Here is an 18353-nt window from a genome sequence, read left to right on the forward strand (position 1 = left end):
CCTTTTCAATGCTTAACGACTCGAGTCGTTATTCGACTTCCGGGTAAATCACCTCGCCCTTGGCCTTAAGCAAGGCGATCAGCGCGCGATAGTCGGCTTCACTGTATTGGGCATTCAAACGCTGCTTGAGGGCGCTGAGCATGCCGGCATCGACGGCTTCGGCTTGGTTCACCTTATCCAGCAGCACCAGGGCATAACCCGTTGCCAGACCTACGGTATCCACCGACTGAGCGTCGCTAAGCACCGGCATCTGGAAGGCCTTGGCAACCAAGGCGGAATCCAGCCCACGTTCGGAACGGGCCAGCTTAGCCTTGGCAATCAGCGGCAGTCCGTCGGTCTCACCTGCCTTCACCTGCGTCAGATATTCCTGCGCCTTGGCCCTGGCGGCCTCATTGGCCTTATCTTGTTGCAGGCGCTCGACTATGCCGTCTTTGACCTGTTCCAGGCTCATGGTGCCGGCATTTTGGTGTTCTTTCATCCGCACCACAACCACGTGATGGGGCTCGAGTTCGATCACATCACTGTTCAAGCCATCTTGCAGCACTTGCTCAGAAAACGCCGCCTTGACCAGCTCAGGCTTGTTCAACAGCGCAGGAACCGTGTCGCGGGAGAACAATGCTGTGGTCTGCACCTCGGCGCCAACCGCTTTGGCCGTCTCGGATAAGGTATCCGGCACTTCATAACTGGTATCAGCCAGTTTGCTCTGCAGGCCGTAGAAGACATCGACCGCCTTCTTCTCATTCAATTGTGCCAGGATCTTGTCTTTAACCTGGGCAAAATCGACCTCGGCACCCGACTGGATATCGAGCGTCTTGATGATGTGGAAACCATAGTCTGATTTCACGACCCCGGAATGCTCGCCCTTATTCACTGAGAATAAGGCCTTATCGAAGGCAGGATCCATCACCCCTGACTCGAACCAATCCAGTTTACCGCCCTGCTCGGCGCTGAATTTGTCGTCAGAGTCAGCCTTGGCCAAGGTCTCGAAGTCCGCCCCCTCATTCAACTGCTTGAGTATGGCGTCGGCTTTCGCTTTGGCAGCGGCCTCATCATCACCAAAATCCACCAGGATATGCGCCGCCAGGCGCTTCTCGGCAGTAACATATTGGCTCTTGTGCTCATCGTAGTAGGCTTGCAGCTCTTCATCCGTGGTAGTCACATCTTTTGCCAGTCTAGTGGCATCCAACTCGACATACTCCAGACTCACCTTTTCCGGGCTCATGAACTGAACCAAGTTGGCATCATAGTAAGTCTTGATCTCTTCATCCGAGACCTGGCTGCTTGCCAGGAAGGGCTTGGAGTCAACCACCAGGTAGCGTATATCCCGGGTTTGACCTTGGACTTCGGCCAACTGCTTGCTCTCTCCGGCCAAGACAAACTCGCTTCCCACCAAGGCAGACGCCAGCTGACGCCTTGTCATGTCGACACGCATCATGGTTCTGAATTGCGTTGGCTGATAACCCAATTGACGCAAGATGGCCAAGTAACGTTCGTTATCAAACTGGCCATCTGTCTGGAATGCGGGTTCGGCCAGAATGGCTTCTTTAATTTGGCTGTCGGACACTCGCAAGCCCAGTTCGGCGGCGGCTTGGTCCAGCAACTTCTCGGCAACCAGGCGCTCCAGGGCGCTGCGTTTGATGCCGGCAAGGTAGCGTTCATCGCCCGCCAATGCCTCAAACATCTCACCCAACTGTTGTTCCATGCGGCCACGTTCATTCTGGTAGGCTTGCTCCAGTTGCGCGGCGGTGATGTCATCACCATTGACTGTCGCAGCCGGAGTTTCAGTCCTTGAGCCTAAATAGCTGCTTACCCCTGCAAATGCAAAGGAAAGTATCACAAGCACGAGTATGCCTTTGGCAATCACACCCTGTGAACCTTCGCGGATCTTTTCTAACATCAGATTTCTCGCTTGTTGCGATTAACATAATAAAAAGGCGCATCACATGTTGGATGCGCCTTTCTGTAATTTATAGAGAGTATCGAGACGCTACCACAGGCAATATCCAACACCCCTGGGATGATTGCAGGCCCTAAGCCGTCCAATTCATCACCGATTTATCCGTAAAAAGCACTGATTAACAGTGCCCACATTTACGAATGCCTTACAAAGGCTGCGTCATCAAGTCTTAGTTGACAGCGTCTTTCAGAGCTTTGCCCGCTTTGAATGCTGGGATTTTTGCTGCTGCGATTTTGATTTCTTTACCCGTCTGAGGGTTACGGCCAGTACGTTCAGCACGTTCACGTACTTCAAAAGTACCAAAACCAACAAGAGAAATCTTATCGCCATCTTTCAGACCATCGGTCACGGCAGCGATAAAAGAATCCAGTGCACGGCCGGCAGCGGCTTTAGAAATGTCAGCACCAGATGCGATTTTCTCGATTAGTTCAGATTTGTTCATGTCATCCCCTTGAATGTAATTTTTTGCACCGCAACCAATTCCGTCTTTAGAGCGGTCTGCGGAGACTTTTATAACAAGCTTGATTTCAAAGTTCAAGCTAAGTTCGAAAACCAAATAAACAAAACAGGATAAAGCTCAAAGCCAGTCACTCCAAGGGCTTGGAGCTAACTGGCTCTCTACAGACCTAGGCTACCACAGGTCAGGGCTTTGTTAAGCCCTTTTTTCATTTTTTTTAAGGTGATAGTGTAAAAACTTGTCTCAACCTAAGTTTTTAACCATTTCAAAGCCTTCTACCGGTCGTTCCAGTGCCAATTTAAGCACTTCATCTATCCATCTCACCGGCTTAATTTCCAGATCGGCAATCACATTAGCCGGAATTTCTTCCAAATCCCGTTCATTTTCCTTGGGAATCAACACCAATTTGATGCCGCCTCTGTGAGCCGCAAGCAGCTTCTCCTTCAGCCCGCCAATGGGCAGTACCTCACCGCGCAGGGTGATTTCTCCCGTCATGGCCACATCGGCGCGTACCGGATTGCCGGTCAGGCTGGAGACCAGGGCAGTACACATGGCGGCACCGGCGGAAGGACCATCCTTGGGGGTCGCGCCTTCAGGCACATGCACGTGAATATCGCGTTTTTCGTAGAAGTCGGCATTGATCCCCAATGACTCGGCGCGGGCACGCACCACTGTCATGGCGGCCTGGATTGACTCTTGCATCACATCACCGAGAGAGCCGGTGAAGGTCAGCTTGCCTTTTCCCGGCACCGAGGTGGCTTCTATGGTCAAGAGATCGCCACCGACCTGGGTCCAGGCCAGACCTGTGACCTGACCTATCTGGTTTTTCGACTCAGCCTTGCCATAGTCGTAACGCTGCACCCCAAGGAATGACTTGAGATTGTCCTGGTTCACTTCCACAGTTTTAATCGACTTGTCCAGCAAGATGGTTTTCACCACCATACGACAGATCTTAGAAAGCTCCCGCTCCAGTGAACGCACCCCGGCTTCGCGGGTGTAGTAACGTATGATCCCCACTATGGCACTGTCATCTATGTGGATTTCAGAGGCCTTGAGGCCATTGCGCTCTATCTGCTTGGTCAGCAAATGTTGTTTGGCTATGTTGAGCTTTTCATCTTCCGTGTAACCCGACAAGCGGATCACTTCCATCCTGTCGAGCAGCGGCCCAGGGATATCCATGGAGTTGGAGGTGGCGACAAACATCACATCCGACAGATCGTAATCGACTTCCAGGTAGTGATCGCTGAAGGTCGAATTCTGCTCAGGATCCAACACTTCGAGCAAGGCAGAGGCGGGATCGCCACGCATATCCGAACTCATCTTGTCGATTTCATCGAGCAGGAACAGAGGGTTTTTCACTCCGACCTTGGCCATTTTCTGAATGATCTTGCCCGGCATAGAGCCTATGTAGGTACGTCTATGCCCGCGGATCTCCGCCTCATCACGCACGCCACCGAGCGCCACCCGTACATACTTGCGCCCGGTCGCCTTGGCGATGGATTGCCCCAGAGAGGTCTTGCCCACCCCCGGTGGCCCCACCAGACATAGGATAGGTCCCCGCAGCTGCTTGACACGGCTCTGCACCGCCAAATACTCCAGGATGCGCTCTTTGACTTTCTCCAGACCATGGTGATCCGCATCCAGGACTTCCTGCGCCTTGCCCAGATCCCGCTTGATTTTGGAGCGCTGCTTCCAGGGCACTGAGGTCATCCAATCGACATAGCTGCGCACCACTGTGGCCTCGGCCGACATGGGTGACATCATCTTGAGCTTATTCAGCTCGGCGACCGCCTTCTCCTTCGCCTCGGCCGGCATGCCGGCTTCTTCTATCTTACGGCCCAGACCTTCGAACTCGTCGTGGCCCTCTTCCAGATCCCCAAGCTCTTTCTGAATCGCCTTCATCTGCTCATTCAGATAATACTCGCGCTGGCTCTTCTCCATCTGTTTCTTGACTCTGGTACGAATGCGTTTCTCGACCTGCAGCAGATCGATTTCCGACTCCATCATGGCCATCAGGTATTCGAGGCGTTCACCCACATCGACCATCTCGAGTACAGACTGTTTATCTTCGAGCTTGAGTGGCATATGCGCCGCCATGGTATCGGCCAGGCGGGCGGCATCGTCGATGCCCGACAGGGACGTCAGGACTTCCGGCGGGATCTTCTTATTGAGCTTGATATAGCCTTCGAACTGACCTAAGGCGCTGCGTACCAGCACCTCTTCTTCCTTGTCTTCCAGCGGCTCAGATTCCAGATAATGCGCCGTGGCTACGAAAAATTCTTCTTCTTGGGTATAGCGTTCTATCTTGGCGCGACGTCCGCCCTCGACCAGCACCTTGACGGTGCCGTCGGGCAGCTTGAGCAACTGTAAAATAGAGGCGACGGTTCCAACATCGAAAATGTCATCGCTGCCGGGTTCGTCGAGATCTGCATCACGCTGGGCGACCAAAATGATCTGTTTATCTTGCTCCATCGCCGTTTCGAGACAACGAATGGATTTCTCCCGTCCGACGAATAACGGAATTACCATATGGGGATAGACCACCACATCTCGCAGGGGCAGCACGGGGAGTTCGATATGCGCTTCACGCTCTAAGGTCATAGCTCGATTCCGTTTAATGAAAGAGATTAATAATGAGTATATTGGGACGCTTTAATGAGTTTCAATGGCCGATACGAAAAAAGGAGCCCTGAGGCTCCTTGTTTTTCGGTTTGTTGACCGGCTGTTTATTTATTGCTCGCCGGAGGCAACTTGGGACTCGTTGGTCTCATACATGAGTATAGGAGCAGACTCGCCCTTTACCACAGACTCATCTATGACGGCCTTGACCACACCCTCGGCAGAAGGCAGATCGTACATGGTATCGAGCAGTATGCCCTCGACGATGGAACGCAGGCCACGGGCACCTGTCTTGCGGGACATGGCTTTCTGGGCAATGGCTTTAAGCGCATCGTCACGGAACTCCAGCTCCACGTTTTCCATTTCGAATAAGGCGCCATACTGTTTGGTCAGGGCATTCTTCGGCAGGGACAAGATTTGCACCAGGGCGTCCTCATCCAGCTCGGTCAGCGTCGCCACTACCGGCAGACGACCTATGAACTCGGGGATCAGACCGTACTTGACCAAGTCGCCAGGCTCGACCTGAGCCAGGACCTCGGAAATGGTGGCTTTGTCCTGCTCGCCTTTCACCTGGGCACCGAAACCTATGCCTGTACCCGTATGGGCGCGCTGCTCGATCACCTTTTCCAGTCCGGCAAAGGCACCACCACAGATGAAGAGGATCTTGGAGGTGTCTACCTGCAAGAATTCCTGCTGTGGGTGCTTACGTCCACCCTGAGGCGGCACGGCGGCCACTGTGCCTTCGATGAGCTTCAGCAGCGCCTGCTGCACGCCCTCACCCGAGACGTCACGGGTGATAGAAGGGTTATCCGACTTGCGGCTAATTTTATCTATTTCATCGATATAGACTATGCCACGCTGGGCCTTTTCCACATCATAGTCGCACTTCTGCAGCAACTTCTGGATGATATTCTCGACGTCTTCACCGACATAACCCGCTTCGGTGAGCGTGGTGGCATCGGCCATGGTGAAGGGCACATTCAATGAACGCGCCAAGGTCTCGGCCAGCAGCGTCTTGCCGCTGCCCGTAGGGCCTATCAGCAGGATATTACTCTTGCCCAGTTCGACATTGTCTTTGGGCGATGCATGCTTCAGGCGCTTGTAGTGGTTATATACGGCCACCGAGAGCACTTTTTTCGCCCTGTCCTGACCTATGACATAATCGTCCAAATGTGCACGCAATTCATGCGGGGTCGGCAGCTTATCCTGATCCCGCTTAGGTGAAATCTCTTTGATCTCTTCACGAATGATGTCGTTACATAATTCGACACATTCGTCACATACGTATACAGACGGGCCAGCGATGAGCTTACGTACCTCATGCTGGCTCTTTCCGCAAAAAGAGCAGTACAGCAATTTACCGCTGTCACCGTTACTTCTGTTATCGCCCATTACTCTACCTCATTTGCAGTCTGCTCTACTGCTTGGTCAAATCGTCTCACTATTCATTGAGCATAGCCCAGTAAAAAGCAAAAATCAGCCTCGTTTTGTCAGCACCGAATCGACTAAGCCATATTCAACTGCCTGAGTTGCACTCATAAAATTGTCACGGTCTGTGTCACGCTCAATCACTTCCAGGGGCTGACCTGTATGCTCTGCCAGCATGTGGTTTAACTTATTCTTGATACCCAGAATTTCCTGAGCATGAATGGCGATATCCGATGCCTGGCCCTGGAAGCCACCCAACGGCTGATGAATCATCACCCGCGAATTAGGCAAACAATGACGCTTGCCCTTTTCGCCACCGGCCAACAGGAAGGCGCCCATGCTCGCGGCCTGACCTATGCAGACAGTGCTGACGTTGGGCTTGATGAACTGCATGGTATCATAAATCGCCATACCGGCTGTGACTGAGCCACCGGGCGAATTGATGTACAGGTAGATATCTTTATCCGGGCTTTCGGACTCTAAAAACAGTAATTGCGCCACAATGAGGTTGGCCATATGTTCTTCGACCTGGCCAACCAGAAAGATCACCCGCTCTTTTAACAGACGAGAATAGATATCATATGAGCGTTCGCCTTTGGCCGTCTGTTCGACCACCATGGGCACGAGTGCGTTTTGTATTGCTTCTGGCGCATTATGCATTCTTCACTTCCCTAAATAAAAATGGCTCGCATGAGGAGCCTCATACGAGCCATTATAAATGGCGAACAGCTAATCAAGTCAAGCTTAGCTTATGCGCGACCTGTAGCCTTGTTCATAAATTCTTCGAAAGCGACTTCTTTCTCTGTCACTTTGGCTGTTTTCAACAGGGCTTCAACCGCTTGCTCTTCCAGAGCCACGTTGCGCATGTTCTGCATCAGCTCTTTATTGCCGTTGTAGTAGGCAACCACTTCTTTTGGATCTTCGTAAGCAGAAGCCATGGAAGCGATCAGAGCCTGAACGCGATCATCTTCGGCTTTCAGCTCGTTGGTCTTGATGACTTCGCCCAATAACAGACCGACCTTAACGCGACGTTCGGCTTGCTCTGTGAACAGATCGGCCGGCAGCTCAGGCATGTTGGCAGATTGCTCGCCGAAGCGTTGCATGGCTTGCTTGCGCAGTACATCCACTTCACCGTCGATCAGCGCCTTAGGCAGTGTGATCTCGTTGTTGGCCAACAGACCCGCTATGACTTGCTCTTTCACATTGGCTTTCAAGGCTTGTTCCAGCTCACGACCCATGTTCTTACGGATCTCGGCTTTCAGCGCTTCCAGGCCGCCGTCGGCGATACCGAACAGAGAGGCAAACTCATCGTTGACTTCAGGCAGGTTAGCCGCCAGTACTTCAGTCAGTGTGATGGCAAACTTGGCCGCTTTCCCTTTCAGGTTTTCGGCGTGGTAATCTTCGGGGAAAGTCACTTCGATATCGAAAGACTCACCGGCCTTGTGACCGTCGATGCCGGCTTCGAAGCCAGGGATCATGCGGCCGCTGCCCAGTTGCAGTTCGAAGTCATCGGCTTTGCCGCCGTCAAACTCTTCACCGTCGATTGAACCTACGAAGTTCATCTTCACTTTGTCGCCATCGGTAGCGGCACGGTCAACGGCGGCGAAAGTCGCATGTTGCTTGCGCAGGGTTTCGATCATGGCATCGACATCTGCGTCTTTGACTTCGGCTTTAGGTTGCTCAACTTCGATGGCATCCAGGCCCTTCAACTCGACTTCAGGATAAACTTCAAAAGTCGCAACAAACTCAAACTTCTCAGCATCGCTGGCACCAGGCACGAAGGTTGGCGCACCGGCAGGGTTCAACTTCTCGGCTATGATGGCTTCGATGAAGTTGCGCTGCATGACTTCGCCCATGATGTCTTGACGGATCGCCGCACCATAACGCTTGTTGATCACTGTGACTGGGACTTTACCAGGACGGAAGCCTGGGATACGGGCGCGCTTAGCTTCACGTTGCAAGCTGTCTTTAACCAGCTTTTCAATTTGTTCAGCAGGAACAGAAATGGTCAGGCGACGCTCTAGGCCTTGAGTTGTTTCAACAGAAACTTGCATTGTTTTACCTCGAAATGTGTCTAACGTCCTTTGTAATAGTCGAGTTTTCAACTATTCAGGTATTCGTTTCTTGATCATTAAATTTGACTAGAATGCCCATCACTACTGAATTCCGGCACCGGTCGCTATAGTTGATATTTATCAAGACGCGACATTATAGCCACCGTTTTCGGCAGAGTCGAGCCTGATAAGGCGGATTACGGGCATAAAAAAAGCGACCCAAGGTCGCTTTTTTTATTTCTAACACAGAAAAATGGGGTGACTGATGGGGCTCGAACCCACGACAACCGGAATCACAATCCGGGACTCTACCAACTGAGCTACAATCACCACTGAAATGGTACGCCCGGCAGGATTCGAACCTGCGACCACCCGCTTAGAAGGCGGGTGCTCTATCCAACTGAGCTACGGGCGCATGGTCTACAGTTTACTCTGTATCCTAACCGGTTGAGAAAATGAGCTTGTCATTCGCTCACATCCGCCGATATAAATCGGCCAATGCCTTTAATGTGGTCGGTGATAGAGGATTCGAACCTCTGACCCTCTGGTCCCAAACCAGATGCGCTACCGGGCTGCGCTAATCACCGAGAACTTGCATGTTGCCGAGGTTATTGCTTGATACTGCATGAGTATCACCCCGAGAACGGAGCGCATCTTATCCCCTCACTTTAGGCCAGTCAACGATTTTTTTGCCTATCGGGAGCGGCTGCTGAATTAACCGGCTAAAGTCGATTTTTTATCCTGCATCCGGCGGCATTGTTCATGACACCTCAGCCCCGCCCTGTTAAAATAACGCCGATTTTAACGCATTGCACAGCTCCAGTGCAGTGTCGTTCAACTATCGCGCCATATAAAGGATATCCTACACCCATGACAGCCCAAATAATCGATGGCAAAGCGATCGCTCAATCCATTCGCACTCAATTAAGCCAAAAAGTACTAGCCCGCAAAGAGGCTGGACAGAGAGTTCCTGGTTTAGCCGTCGTACTCGTTGGTTCCGACCCCGCCTCCCAGGTGTATGTCGGCAGTAAGCGCAAAGCCTGCGACGAAGTCGGTTTCATCTCGCGCTCATACGATCTGGACGCTTCCACCTCGGAAACCGAGTTGCTGGAACTGATAGACAAGCTGAACAACGATCCGACCATAGACGGTATCCTGGTACAGCTGCCGCTGCCGGCGCATATCCAAGATTCCAAAGTCATAGAACGCATACGCCCGGACAAAGACGTCGACGGTTTCCATCCCTACAATGTCGGCCGCCTGGCCCAACGCATTCCCGTGCTGCGCTCTTGCACCCCCATGGGGATAATGACGCTGATCAAATCCACCGGCATAGATACCTATGGCCTGGATGCCGTCGTGGTTGGTGCTTCCAACATAGTCGGGCGCCCCATGACGCTGGAACTCCTGTTGGCCGGCTGCACTACCACCACCTGCCACAGGTTTACCAAGAATCTCGAACAGAAAGTCAGACAGGCGGATCTGGTGATCGTTGCCGTCGGCAAGGCCGGCTTCATTCCCGGAGACTGGATTAAACCCGGCGCCATAGTGATAGACGTAGGCATCAACCGTCTGGATAACGGTACTCTGGTGGGCGACGTGCAATACGATGTCGCCGCCGAACACGCCAGCTTCATCACCCCAGTCCCCGGCGGCGTCGGCCCCATGACCATCGCCAGCCTGCTGGAAAATACCTTATACGCCGCCGAGCAATATCACGACCAGTGACGGCGCAGCCGCCCACGGCGGCGCAACGCACAACAACAAAAACGCCAGCGGATGCTGGCGTTTTTTTATGCTTGCTTCAGGTGTCTGCGTGCGCCAACTATTTCTTGCGCCAAGTGGTACCGGCAGGACCGTCTTCCAGCTCGACCCCCAAGGCATTCAGCCTGTCACGGGCCACATCGGCCGCGGCCCAGTCTTTCTCGCTGCGGGCGCGATTGCGCTCGACGATCAAGGCCTCGATCTCCGCCACTTCATCATCGCCACCCGTCCCCTGGAAGAAGGCATCGGCATCCTGCTCCAGCAGTCCCAGCACCGAAGCCAGTTGTTTCAGGCTGACGCCCAGGGCTGACGCCTGCGCCATGTCACTCGTCTTCAGGCGGTTGATTTCACGCACCATGTCGAACAACACTGAATAGGCTTCCGGGGTGTTGAAGTCATCATCCATGGCCGTCTTGAATTTGGCCACAAACTCGTCGGCGGGCGCGGCGACGACGGTCAAATCCAGGCCCTTGAGCGCGGTATACAGACGTTCCAACGCCGCACGGGCCTGCTTGAGGTTATCCTCTGAGTAATTCAGCTGGCTGCGGTAATGGCCCGAGAGCAGGAAATAACGCACCGTCTCGGGATCATAATGGGCCAGGACATCGCGAATGGTGAAGAAATTATCCAACGACTTGGACATCTTCTCCTTGTCTATCATCACCATGCCCGTATGCATCCAGTAATTCACATAAGGTGTATCGTGGGCACAGCAGGACTGGGCAATTTCATTCTCATGGTGGGGGAACTTGAGATCCGAACCGCCGCCGTGAATATCGAAATGCAGCCCAAGGTGTTTGCTGTTCATCGCCGAGCATTCTATGTGCCAACCGGGACGCCCAAGGCCCCAGGGCGATTCCCAGGTAGGCTCACCCGGCTTGGACATCTTCCACAACACAAAGTCCATGGGATCTTGCTTGTTTTCATCCACCTCGACCCGGGCGCCGGCCTGCAGCTGTTCCAGGTTCTGGCCGGATAACTGCCCATAGGCAGGATAAGAGGCCACGCTGAACAAGACATCGCCATCGGGCGCCACATAGGCATGGCCGCGATCGAGCAGGCGCTGCACCATATCTATGATCTCGGCCATGTGCAGGGTCGCCTTGGGCTCAAAATCCGGGCGCATCATGTTGAGCGCATCGAAGTCACGGTACATCTCGCCCGTCAGACGCTCGGTCAGGGATTCACAGCTCTCGTTGTTCTCATTGGCGCGCTTGATGATCTTATCGTCGACATCCGTGATGTTGCGTTGATAATTCACCTCATAGCCAGAGTAACGCAGGTAGCGCACTATCATGTCGAAAGAAACAAAAGTACGCCCATGACCAATGTGACACAGGTCGTATATGGTTACCCCACACACGTACATCCCGATTTTTCCGGGCTGAATTGGCTTAAATTCCTGTTTTTGGCGGCTGATACTATTGTAAATCTTTAACATCGACATTCTCTTCAAAGGGACATTCGGGAGCAAAATCAGGCGCTCAGTCTAGCATGACAGCCCGGGTTTTGAATACTGCGCTTTATGGCTTAACTCAGATCAGTTAGAATCTCTGCAGGATTTCCAATGAGTATGAAAAAATGATTACATTGCACACTAATTTTGGCGACATCAAACTGCAACTGCATGCGGATAAGGCGCCCCTGACGGTCGACAACTTCCTGCGTTACGCCAACGAAGGTTTCTTCGATGGCACCATATTTCACCGGGTGATCGATGGTTTCATGGTGCAAGGCGGCGGTTTCAGCGAAGACATGAGCCAGAAGCGTTGTCACGAGCCGGTCAAGAATGAAGCCAACAACGGGTTATCCAACCGTACAGGCACCATAGCCATGGCCAGGACTTCAGATCCACACTCGGCAACGGCGCAGTTCTTCATCAACGTCAATGACAACACCTTCCTCGACTTCAAGTCCGAGTCGTCTCAGGGCTGGGGCTATTGCGTCTTCGGTGAAGTCAGCGAAGGCATGGACGTGGTCGAAAAGATCAAGGCCGTCAGCACAGGCAATCGCGGCATGCACCAGGATGTGCCTCTGGATGCCGTGATTATCGAAAAAGTGACAGTCGCAGCCTAAGCCCACTCGATGCGCACACTCTTCATCGCCGATCTGCACCTGAGTGCAGATCGGCCAGACATCACCCAAGCTTTCTATCGCTTCCTCGATACCCAACTGGACAACACCCAAGCCCTCTACATACTCGGCGACTTGTTCGAGGTCTGGGTCGGTGACGATATCGCCGAACCCTTCGCCATCGCCTTGGCCGCCAAGCTCAAGCATGTTTCGACGCGTCTCCCCGTGTACTTTATTCACGGTAACCGCGATTTTTTGCTCGGCAAACACTTCGCCGCCAGTGCCGGGATGATCTTGCTGCCCGAGGTCCATAGGCTGAACCTCTATGGCAAGGCAGTGGTGATATTGCATGGCGACAGCCTCTGCACCCTGGACCGGGCCTATCAGAGATTCAGGAAATTTCGCAGCCTGAGTTGGGTGCGTTGGCTCTATTGCCAGCTGCCACGGCAGACGCGCCAAGGCATAGCCGATAAGCTCCGCAACAAGAGCAAGCAGAGCAACCAGAATAAGAGTTACAGCATAATGGATGTGGCGCCCGGGTCGGTCGACGCGTTGATGCGCCAGACCGGCGCCGAGCTGATGATCCATGGTCATACCCACAGACCGGCCATTCATGAACTGACCCATGACCGCCGCCGCTTGGTGGTCGGAGACTGGTATCAGCAAGGCAGTGTGCTCAGCATCACGCCCGACTCGGCATCCCTGGACGTGTTGCCCTTCGACAGCGCTTGTCCTTAGACAGCCCAAACCCTTAGAAGGCGCCCGGCTCACGCCTGGGCAGGCGCGCCGCTGTGAAAATGGAACTCAGTGTCGCTTGCCTGGATGAGCTCGGCCTCGAGCCGGCCGAAGTGGGCCACCCGCTCGCCTATGTCTTCTCCGGCAATCGCCTGGGCCAGGCTGAGATAGTCGCGAAAGTGGCGCGCCTCGGAGCGCAGCAGCGACACATAGAAACGGTTCAGTTCATCATCCAGATGCGGCGCCAATTTTGCGAAACGCTCACAGGAGCGGGCCTCTATGTAGGCGCCGACGATCAACTTATCCACCAGGGTCGCAGGCTCGTGGGTGCGCACTTGCCCCATCAGGCCCTTGGCATAGCGGGCCGCCCTGACGTTCTGATAGGCTATGTCACGGCGCTGCATCAGCTCCAGCACCTGCTCGAAGTGATGAAACTCTTCTTTGATCAGCCGTACCATGGGACCTATGATATCCACTGTCATCGCCAGTTGCTCACGGGGAACCAGGACGGCTGTCGCTTCATTCTTCTTGCTATCCCTGGCCAGAAAGGCCGTCAAATCCCTGTCCTTGTGATAGACAAACTCCTCATAGGGTTTGGCCCACGCCAGTAAAGCCTCGCCGCTAGGCTTATCCAGGGCATATTTACGCAGTAAAAACATCGCCGTCTGCGCCGCTTTTAGCTCACTGAATGCATAGCTGTGCATATATAAATATTGATCTTTATCCACTACACTGCTTTAGATCTTTCATTATTAGTGCTTGATGAACTCCATGAAGCAAAGAAATTTTTTTTCATTGTGGTTGAATTCCTTTCAAAAATCACAACATACTGACTAACAATTGAAAGGAGGCAACATGGCTACATTACAAGCTCAGTTTAAACAATTCCACGATAACATTAAACTTGGTACATATGAAGAAAATCAAACGCTTAGGGACAAGCGTGATCTGCTCATTAATGAGCTCGCAACCGAGCTAAAGAACGAAAAAGTCCCAGATACTGATAGGGCTCTCACATTTAGTAAAATAGATCAGGGCTCCTACAAAATGAAAACTGGCATCAAACCTACTGATGGTCATTACGACATAGATGTAGGCGTCATATTCGATGTGACAGAAGACGAATATGACCCAAAAAAGCTAAAAAAACTGGTTTACGACATAATTAATAAGCGGAATAACAGGACAGTAGACTACAATAAGCCCTGTATAACAGTGAATTATGCCAGTGGCTATCACGTTGATCTCCCTGTTTACTGTAAGAATAGCGAAAAAGACGTAAAAATCGCTTGGGGGAAAATGACCGTTGCGAATGAATGGGTCGATTCAGATCCCAATGGATTAAATGACTGGGTGGCAAGTATTTCAACGGAAAGTAAAAAGTCTCGCCAATTTAGAAAATGCGTACGCTATTTGAAAAAATGGAAGCAAAAACATTTCTCTGAAAACGGTAATGTAGCCCCACCCTCTATAGGCTTAACACTCCAAGCTAGACGTCATTTTATTTTTAGTACTGATAATGATCTTCTTTGCCTAATAAACATTGTAGAAAAAATCATCAATGATTTTTCAAATGATTTCGATATAAAAAACTTTAGAATTGTACATTCAATTGATTTTAAGCTACCCGTAAAACCCTATAAAAACGTTTACTACAAAATGACGTTAAATCAGCAAGACGTGTTTTATAAAAAGGCTGAAGCATTGCTAGAAAGCCTTTGCGCTGCAAGAGATGAAGACTGTGATCATGAAGCAAGCAAAATTTTAAGACAAGTCTTTGGTGACGACTTCCCACTAGTTGATAAAATATTACGTTCAGACGTAAAACCAGTGATTAATTCAGGTACAAGTGCATGAATGGTGCTGAATTAAGTAACTTGTATTTAAGTAATACTATTGACTGTCTAGTATCATATACTAGACAGTCAGACCTCAAATATGATCATAAAATTCAAGGGAAGAAAAGAACGTGGAAAATACAGCTAGAATTTAATGATAACTTTCCCTATAGCTTACCTTTTGCAACTTTATTAGACAAGGACCAAATAGGATTATTGCCGCATGTAAATCAACATGGCACTATATGTTATGCCGAACATGATGGAATTTTAATTAACTACAGCGACCCTGAAAACCTATTAGACTATATAATTTCAACTATACGAAACCATTTAGATAGGTGGTCATTGAAAATATTCAAAGATGATTTGAAAGATGAGTACGAGGGCTTTTTCTTCAATCCACTGAATGAGATCAACTCCTTTTGCTGCCCGCAATCAACTTATAGCAGAATTTATATAAAGACTAAGTATAACAAAGACAAAACTAGTACCCCAGTACTAATGTATGAAAAAAATTCTCCGTTACCAGAAAAGTTTAGTGATATTCAATCAACATCTGAACTTAATATAACATCGGCACTTTGCGTAAACTTCAACACCAAAATAACACCTCCTATTGGTGGTAACTTTACTTTCAGATACTTCAAGAGCTTAATCGACTCTTTAGACGAAAAAGAGAAAGCCAGAGTAACTAGACTAGCACAAAAATTCAAAAATAAATTAGATTTTTTTGTTTTATTATCTGCACCTAGAAATAGCTTAAATAGAACTCAAATATTGCTAAAGTTCAAATACCCCGCCAAAAATGAACATCCCATAGTATCTGACAATGAAAAATGTGAAATAAGTTTATTTTCAATATTAAGATTGCACAAGAAATATCTTCTTGAGCGCGGGGGGGCCATAAGCCAATTCCAAAATTCGAAGGTAGCAATTGTAGGATGTGGTTCAGTAGGATCTGAGATTGCTTCAATGATATCAAAATCTGGTGTTGGATCACTTACGCTAATTGATCATGATGAATTTAACGCTGATAACATATACCGTCACAACTTAGGAGGTAATTCAATAACATTTACTCCAGACTCAAGCAAAGAAATAAAAAAGAATTTTAAAGTTGATGCCCTTAAGAAATCGATTGAGAAAGATATACCTTACATTAGAGTAAATGCGGTAGCCATGACATTCCAGCATGCCATCAAGCAAAATCTTATAAGTAATTTTGACGTTATTATTGTGGCTATTGGCTCACCTACTGAAAACCTGCAAGCAAATAGACTTTTAAAAAACACTGATAACAAAATTATTATTTATTGCTGGAACGAAGCGGCTGGTGCTGGTGGTCATTCTGTCAAAATTGATATGGCTCAATGTTGCCTAGAATGTATCTATATAAATGAAGGTGGAGAAATCGTTCCTACGTACTATTCCTTATTAGCCTCAGATCAAAACATAGCGAAAAATCTGACTGGCTGTGCAGGACTATTTACTCCATTTTCTTATATAGACTCATCCCAGACAGCGCTGCTTGCAACAAAGCATTGTTTAGAGGCCCTTCATAGCATAACGGAAAGTAGCATATCAAGCTGGAAAAATGATCGATTTGACTCTTATATGGTTACAGATTATTTCAGCTCCTTTTCTCATACTACAGAGCACGCAATAATTAAATCTGATAGTTGTGGTATATGCAATGGCTAATGATTATATTTTTGATGTGGATGTTCATGGTGCTCTTCATATAACCAATGATTTTATAAATAGAATCAAAAACTTTAGACAAATCCGCTCAAATGATAAGGAGTCAGGTGGAGTGATATTAGGTAGTCATTTAGCTTTAGATGGATGGTTATCAATTGTAGATTTTACCCAGCCTCAGCCTGCTGATAAATGCTCAAGGTATCATTTCCATCGTTCCAGCATGCACAATGAACTAGTAAATAAAATTTGGCATGCGTCCAATAAAACCATAACCTACTTAGGCTTATGGCATACTCATCCAGAACCGAATCCAATACCATCAAAACAAGATCATTCCGATTGGGAAGATGCCGTTCGTAACTCAAAGTTTGACGGGAACGCTCTTTTATTCATGATTATAGGAACTTCTCATATTGGGATTTGGCTTGGTGTAAAAAATAAAAGCCAATTTATAAAGATAGGGACGATAAACTTAGGTGAATAAATTTATAGAATTTCTTAAATGGTCAATAAAGACCATGATTTCTGCGTTTAAACAACGATACCCATTAATTACTAAAGGTGTTTATCTTTTACTTGGCGCAATACCTACCAAGTATCTAATGTCCAGTGCAATCATTGTAAAAATAGATAAGTCATACTCACTAGGAATAATAGATACACTATCACTGGATATTAGTTCAATAGACTACTTCGGTAGTGCGATAAGCGCTTTATGTGCATTAATGGGTGTTTTACTAATAATGCACCAGCTAAAATCAATCTCTAATGCAGCTAGACTCACATCTCGGGTTTTAATAAACGGAATTGACTCTAGTTCAAAAACGTTCCCTGACAGTATAATTCCTGACTCCGAAAAATTAACTATTAGAGAAGTTGTAGAACTGGGATATAACGAAAATATAGATGTAGACTTATTCATCGACAATGCAATTGAAATTTTTAACGCCGAAGTGAAAGTTGATATATTCAACAGATTTATATTAAACAATAACTGCAAAAAATTATATCTAGGCGGCCTGCAGAGAATACCATTTTTAATTGCTTATGGTTCTAGATTTAGAGCTAACATTGATGAAGTAAAATTTTATGATAAGATTCACAACAACTCAAGATGGTCTTTAATGGATGAAATGGATGATGGAATTTCTATAATCCAATCAGAACTTGTACTTCCTAATGACAAGGGGGACATTGGCGTTGCAATCGGATTAACGAATCCGATCCAAGAACACCAGCTCCCGAACTTACTAAAAGATCACACCATATTCATATCTCCTAACGTTTCCCCAAAACATAACCTTGTTATGAATCAAGAAAACATAAATAGACTTACTCTCGAAATAAAAGAATTAGTCAGCGAAATTTCACGGGTAGAAAATGTAAATAAAATTCATTTCTTTGTGTCAGCGCAGTCCTCGATAGCTATTTCATTAGGCATGAGATATCAAGATGGAATACATAAAAACTGGGTTATACATAATTTTGATGCTCCAACTGGAACCTATACCTGGGCTATTGAACTTGATAAGATTGGGATTAAAAAGTTCAAACAAAGCTAGTTATAATGGTAAGTTAGGTCAATAATAGATATTGATCTAACTATCTACTTACAAGATTTTTTAAATTCTTTAGAAAGTAGAAGCTAGTAGGCCCGCCCATACGGCGAAAATTGAGGTTAAACCCCTGATTCAGTATCAAGTATACTTCTATTTACCTAAACA

Annotated in this window: 15 protein-coding genes and 3 tRNA genes; 7 read left to right on the forward strand and 11 right to left on the reverse strand. The window is 48.8% G+C overall.

Annotation, left to right across the window (positions count from 1 at the left end; all coding sequences use genetic code 11):
* Positions 1–28: 28 nt before the first annotated feature.
* From HC757_RS04580 to HC757_RS04620, 9 genes are all read right to left on the reverse strand, one after another.
* Positions 29–1897, reverse strand: coding sequence for a SurA N-terminal domain-containing protein (locus tag HC757_RS04580; protein ID WP_169563120.1), 1869 nt, complete (start codon positions 1895–1897; stop codon positions 29–31).
* A 229-nt stretch (positions 1898–2126) separates the two neighbouring features.
* A complete protein-coding gene (gene hupB, locus HC757_RS04585) occupies positions 2127–2399 on the reverse strand; it encodes a nucleoid-associated protein HU-beta (RefSeq protein ID WP_169563336.1) in 273 nt (90 codons plus the stop codon).
* Positions 2400–2657: 258 nt separating this feature from the next.
* Entirely contained in the window at positions 2658–5015 is a 2358-nt protein-coding gene (lon, locus tag HC757_RS04590; RefSeq protein WP_169563121.1) for an endopeptidase La, read from the reverse strand.
* 129 nt (positions 5016–5144) lie between these two features.
* Positions 5145–6425, reverse strand: a complete 1281-nt coding sequence (gene clpX / locus HC757_RS04595) for an ATP-dependent protease ATP-binding subunit ClpX (protein WP_169563122.1) — start codon at positions 6423–6425, stop codon at positions 5145–5147.
* An 84-nt stretch (positions 6426–6509) separates the two neighbouring features.
* Positions 6510–7121, reverse strand: a complete 612-nt coding sequence (gene clpP, locus HC757_RS04600; RefSeq protein WP_169563123.1) for an ATP-dependent Clp endopeptidase proteolytic subunit ClpP — start codon at positions 7119–7121, stop codon at positions 6510–6512.
* An 89-nt stretch (positions 7122–7210) separates the two neighbouring features.
* A complete protein-coding gene (tig, locus tag HC757_RS04605; protein WP_169563124.1) occupies positions 7211–8515 on the reverse strand; it encodes a trigger factor in 1305 nt (434 codons plus the stop codon).
* Positions 8516–8769: 254 nt separating this feature from the next.
* Positions 8770–8845, reverse strand: a tRNA-His gene (locus HC757_RS04610).
* A gap of 8 nt (positions 8846–8853) precedes the next feature.
* Positions 8854–8930 (reverse strand) — tRNA-Arg (locus HC757_RS04615).
* 95 nt (positions 8931–9025) lie between these two features.
* Positions 9026–9102: transfer RNA gene (locus HC757_RS04620), tRNA-Pro, on the reverse strand.
* A gap of 283 nt (positions 9103–9385) precedes the next feature.
* On the opposite strand from HC757_RS04620, the gene folD reads away from it, so the two are divergent.
* The gene (gene folD / locus HC757_RS04625; protein ID WP_169563125.1) at positions 9386–10243 is read left to right on the forward strand and encodes a bifunctional methylenetetrahydrofolate dehydrogenase/methenyltetrahydrofolate cyclohydrolase FolD; all 858 of its coding nucleotides are present in this window, start codon (positions 9386–9388) and stop codon (positions 10241–10243) included.
* Positions 10244–10340: 97 nt separating this feature from the next.
* Here folD and cysS read toward each other — a convergent pair whose 3' ends face one another.
* A complete protein-coding gene (gene cysS / locus HC757_RS04630) occupies positions 10341–11720 on the reverse strand; it encodes a cysteine--tRNA ligase (RefSeq protein WP_169563126.1) in 1380 nt (459 codons plus the stop codon).
* 140 nt (positions 11721–11860) lie between these two features.
* Between cysS and HC757_RS04635 the strand changes: the two genes are divergently transcribed.
* Both HC757_RS04635 and HC757_RS04640 read left to right on the forward strand, forming a co-directional pair.
* Positions 11861–12355 carry a peptidylprolyl isomerase gene (locus HC757_RS04635; protein WP_169563127.1) on the forward strand — a complete coding sequence of 165 codons (495 nt, stop codon included), beginning with the start codon at positions 11861–11863 and terminating at the stop codon, positions 12353–12355.
* A 9-nt stretch (positions 12356–12364) separates the two neighbouring features.
* Positions 12365–13090, forward strand: coding sequence for a UDP-2,3-diacylglucosamine diphosphatase (locus HC757_RS04640; protein WP_169563128.1), 726 nt, complete (start codon positions 12365–12367; stop codon positions 13088–13090).
* 29 nt (positions 13091–13119) lie between these two features.
* On the opposite strand, the gene miaE is transcribed toward HC757_RS04640, so the two are convergent.
* A complete protein-coding gene (miaE, locus tag HC757_RS04645; RefSeq protein WP_169563129.1) occupies positions 13120–13791 on the reverse strand; it encodes a tRNA isopentenyl-2-thiomethyl-A-37 hydroxylase MiaE in 672 nt (223 codons plus the stop codon).
* Positions 13792–13942: 151 nt separating this feature from the next.
* On the opposite strand from miaE, the gene HC757_RS04650 reads away from it, so the two are divergent.
* From HC757_RS04650 to HC757_RS04665, 4 genes are read left to right on the forward strand one after another with little or no spacing between them, the layout of a single operon-like run.
* Complete coding sequence (locus HC757_RS04650) at positions 13943–14944, forward strand: nucleotidyltransferase domain-containing protein (protein ID WP_169563130.1); 1002 nt, start codon at positions 13943–13945, stop codon at positions 14942–14944.
* The gene (locus HC757_RS04655) at positions 14941–16629 is read left to right on the forward strand and encodes a ThiF family adenylyltransferase (protein WP_169563131.1); all 1689 of its coding nucleotides are present in this window, start codon (positions 14941–14943) and stop codon (positions 16627–16629) included. The genes HC757_RS04650 and HC757_RS04655 overlap by 4 nt, the downstream gene beginning before the upstream one ends.
* Positions 16622–17113 carry a Mov34/MPN/PAD-1 family protein gene (locus HC757_RS04660; RefSeq protein WP_169563132.1) on the forward strand — a complete coding sequence of 164 codons (492 nt, stop codon included), beginning with the start codon at positions 16622–16624 and terminating at the stop codon, positions 17111–17113. The genes HC757_RS04655 and HC757_RS04660 overlap by 8 nt, the downstream gene beginning before the upstream one ends.
* Complete coding sequence (locus HC757_RS04665; RefSeq protein ID WP_169563133.1) at positions 17106–18191, forward strand: SAVED domain-containing protein; 1086 nt, start codon at positions 17106–17108, stop codon at positions 18189–18191. The genes HC757_RS04660 and HC757_RS04665 overlap by 8 nt, the downstream gene beginning before the upstream one ends.
* Positions 18192–18353 lie beyond the last annotated feature (162 nt).

The sequence above is a fragment of the Shewanella salipaludis genome (genome assembly GCF_012911865.1).
GTDB lineage: Bacteria > Pseudomonadota > Gammaproteobacteria > Enterobacterales > Shewanellaceae > Shewanella > Shewanella salipaludis.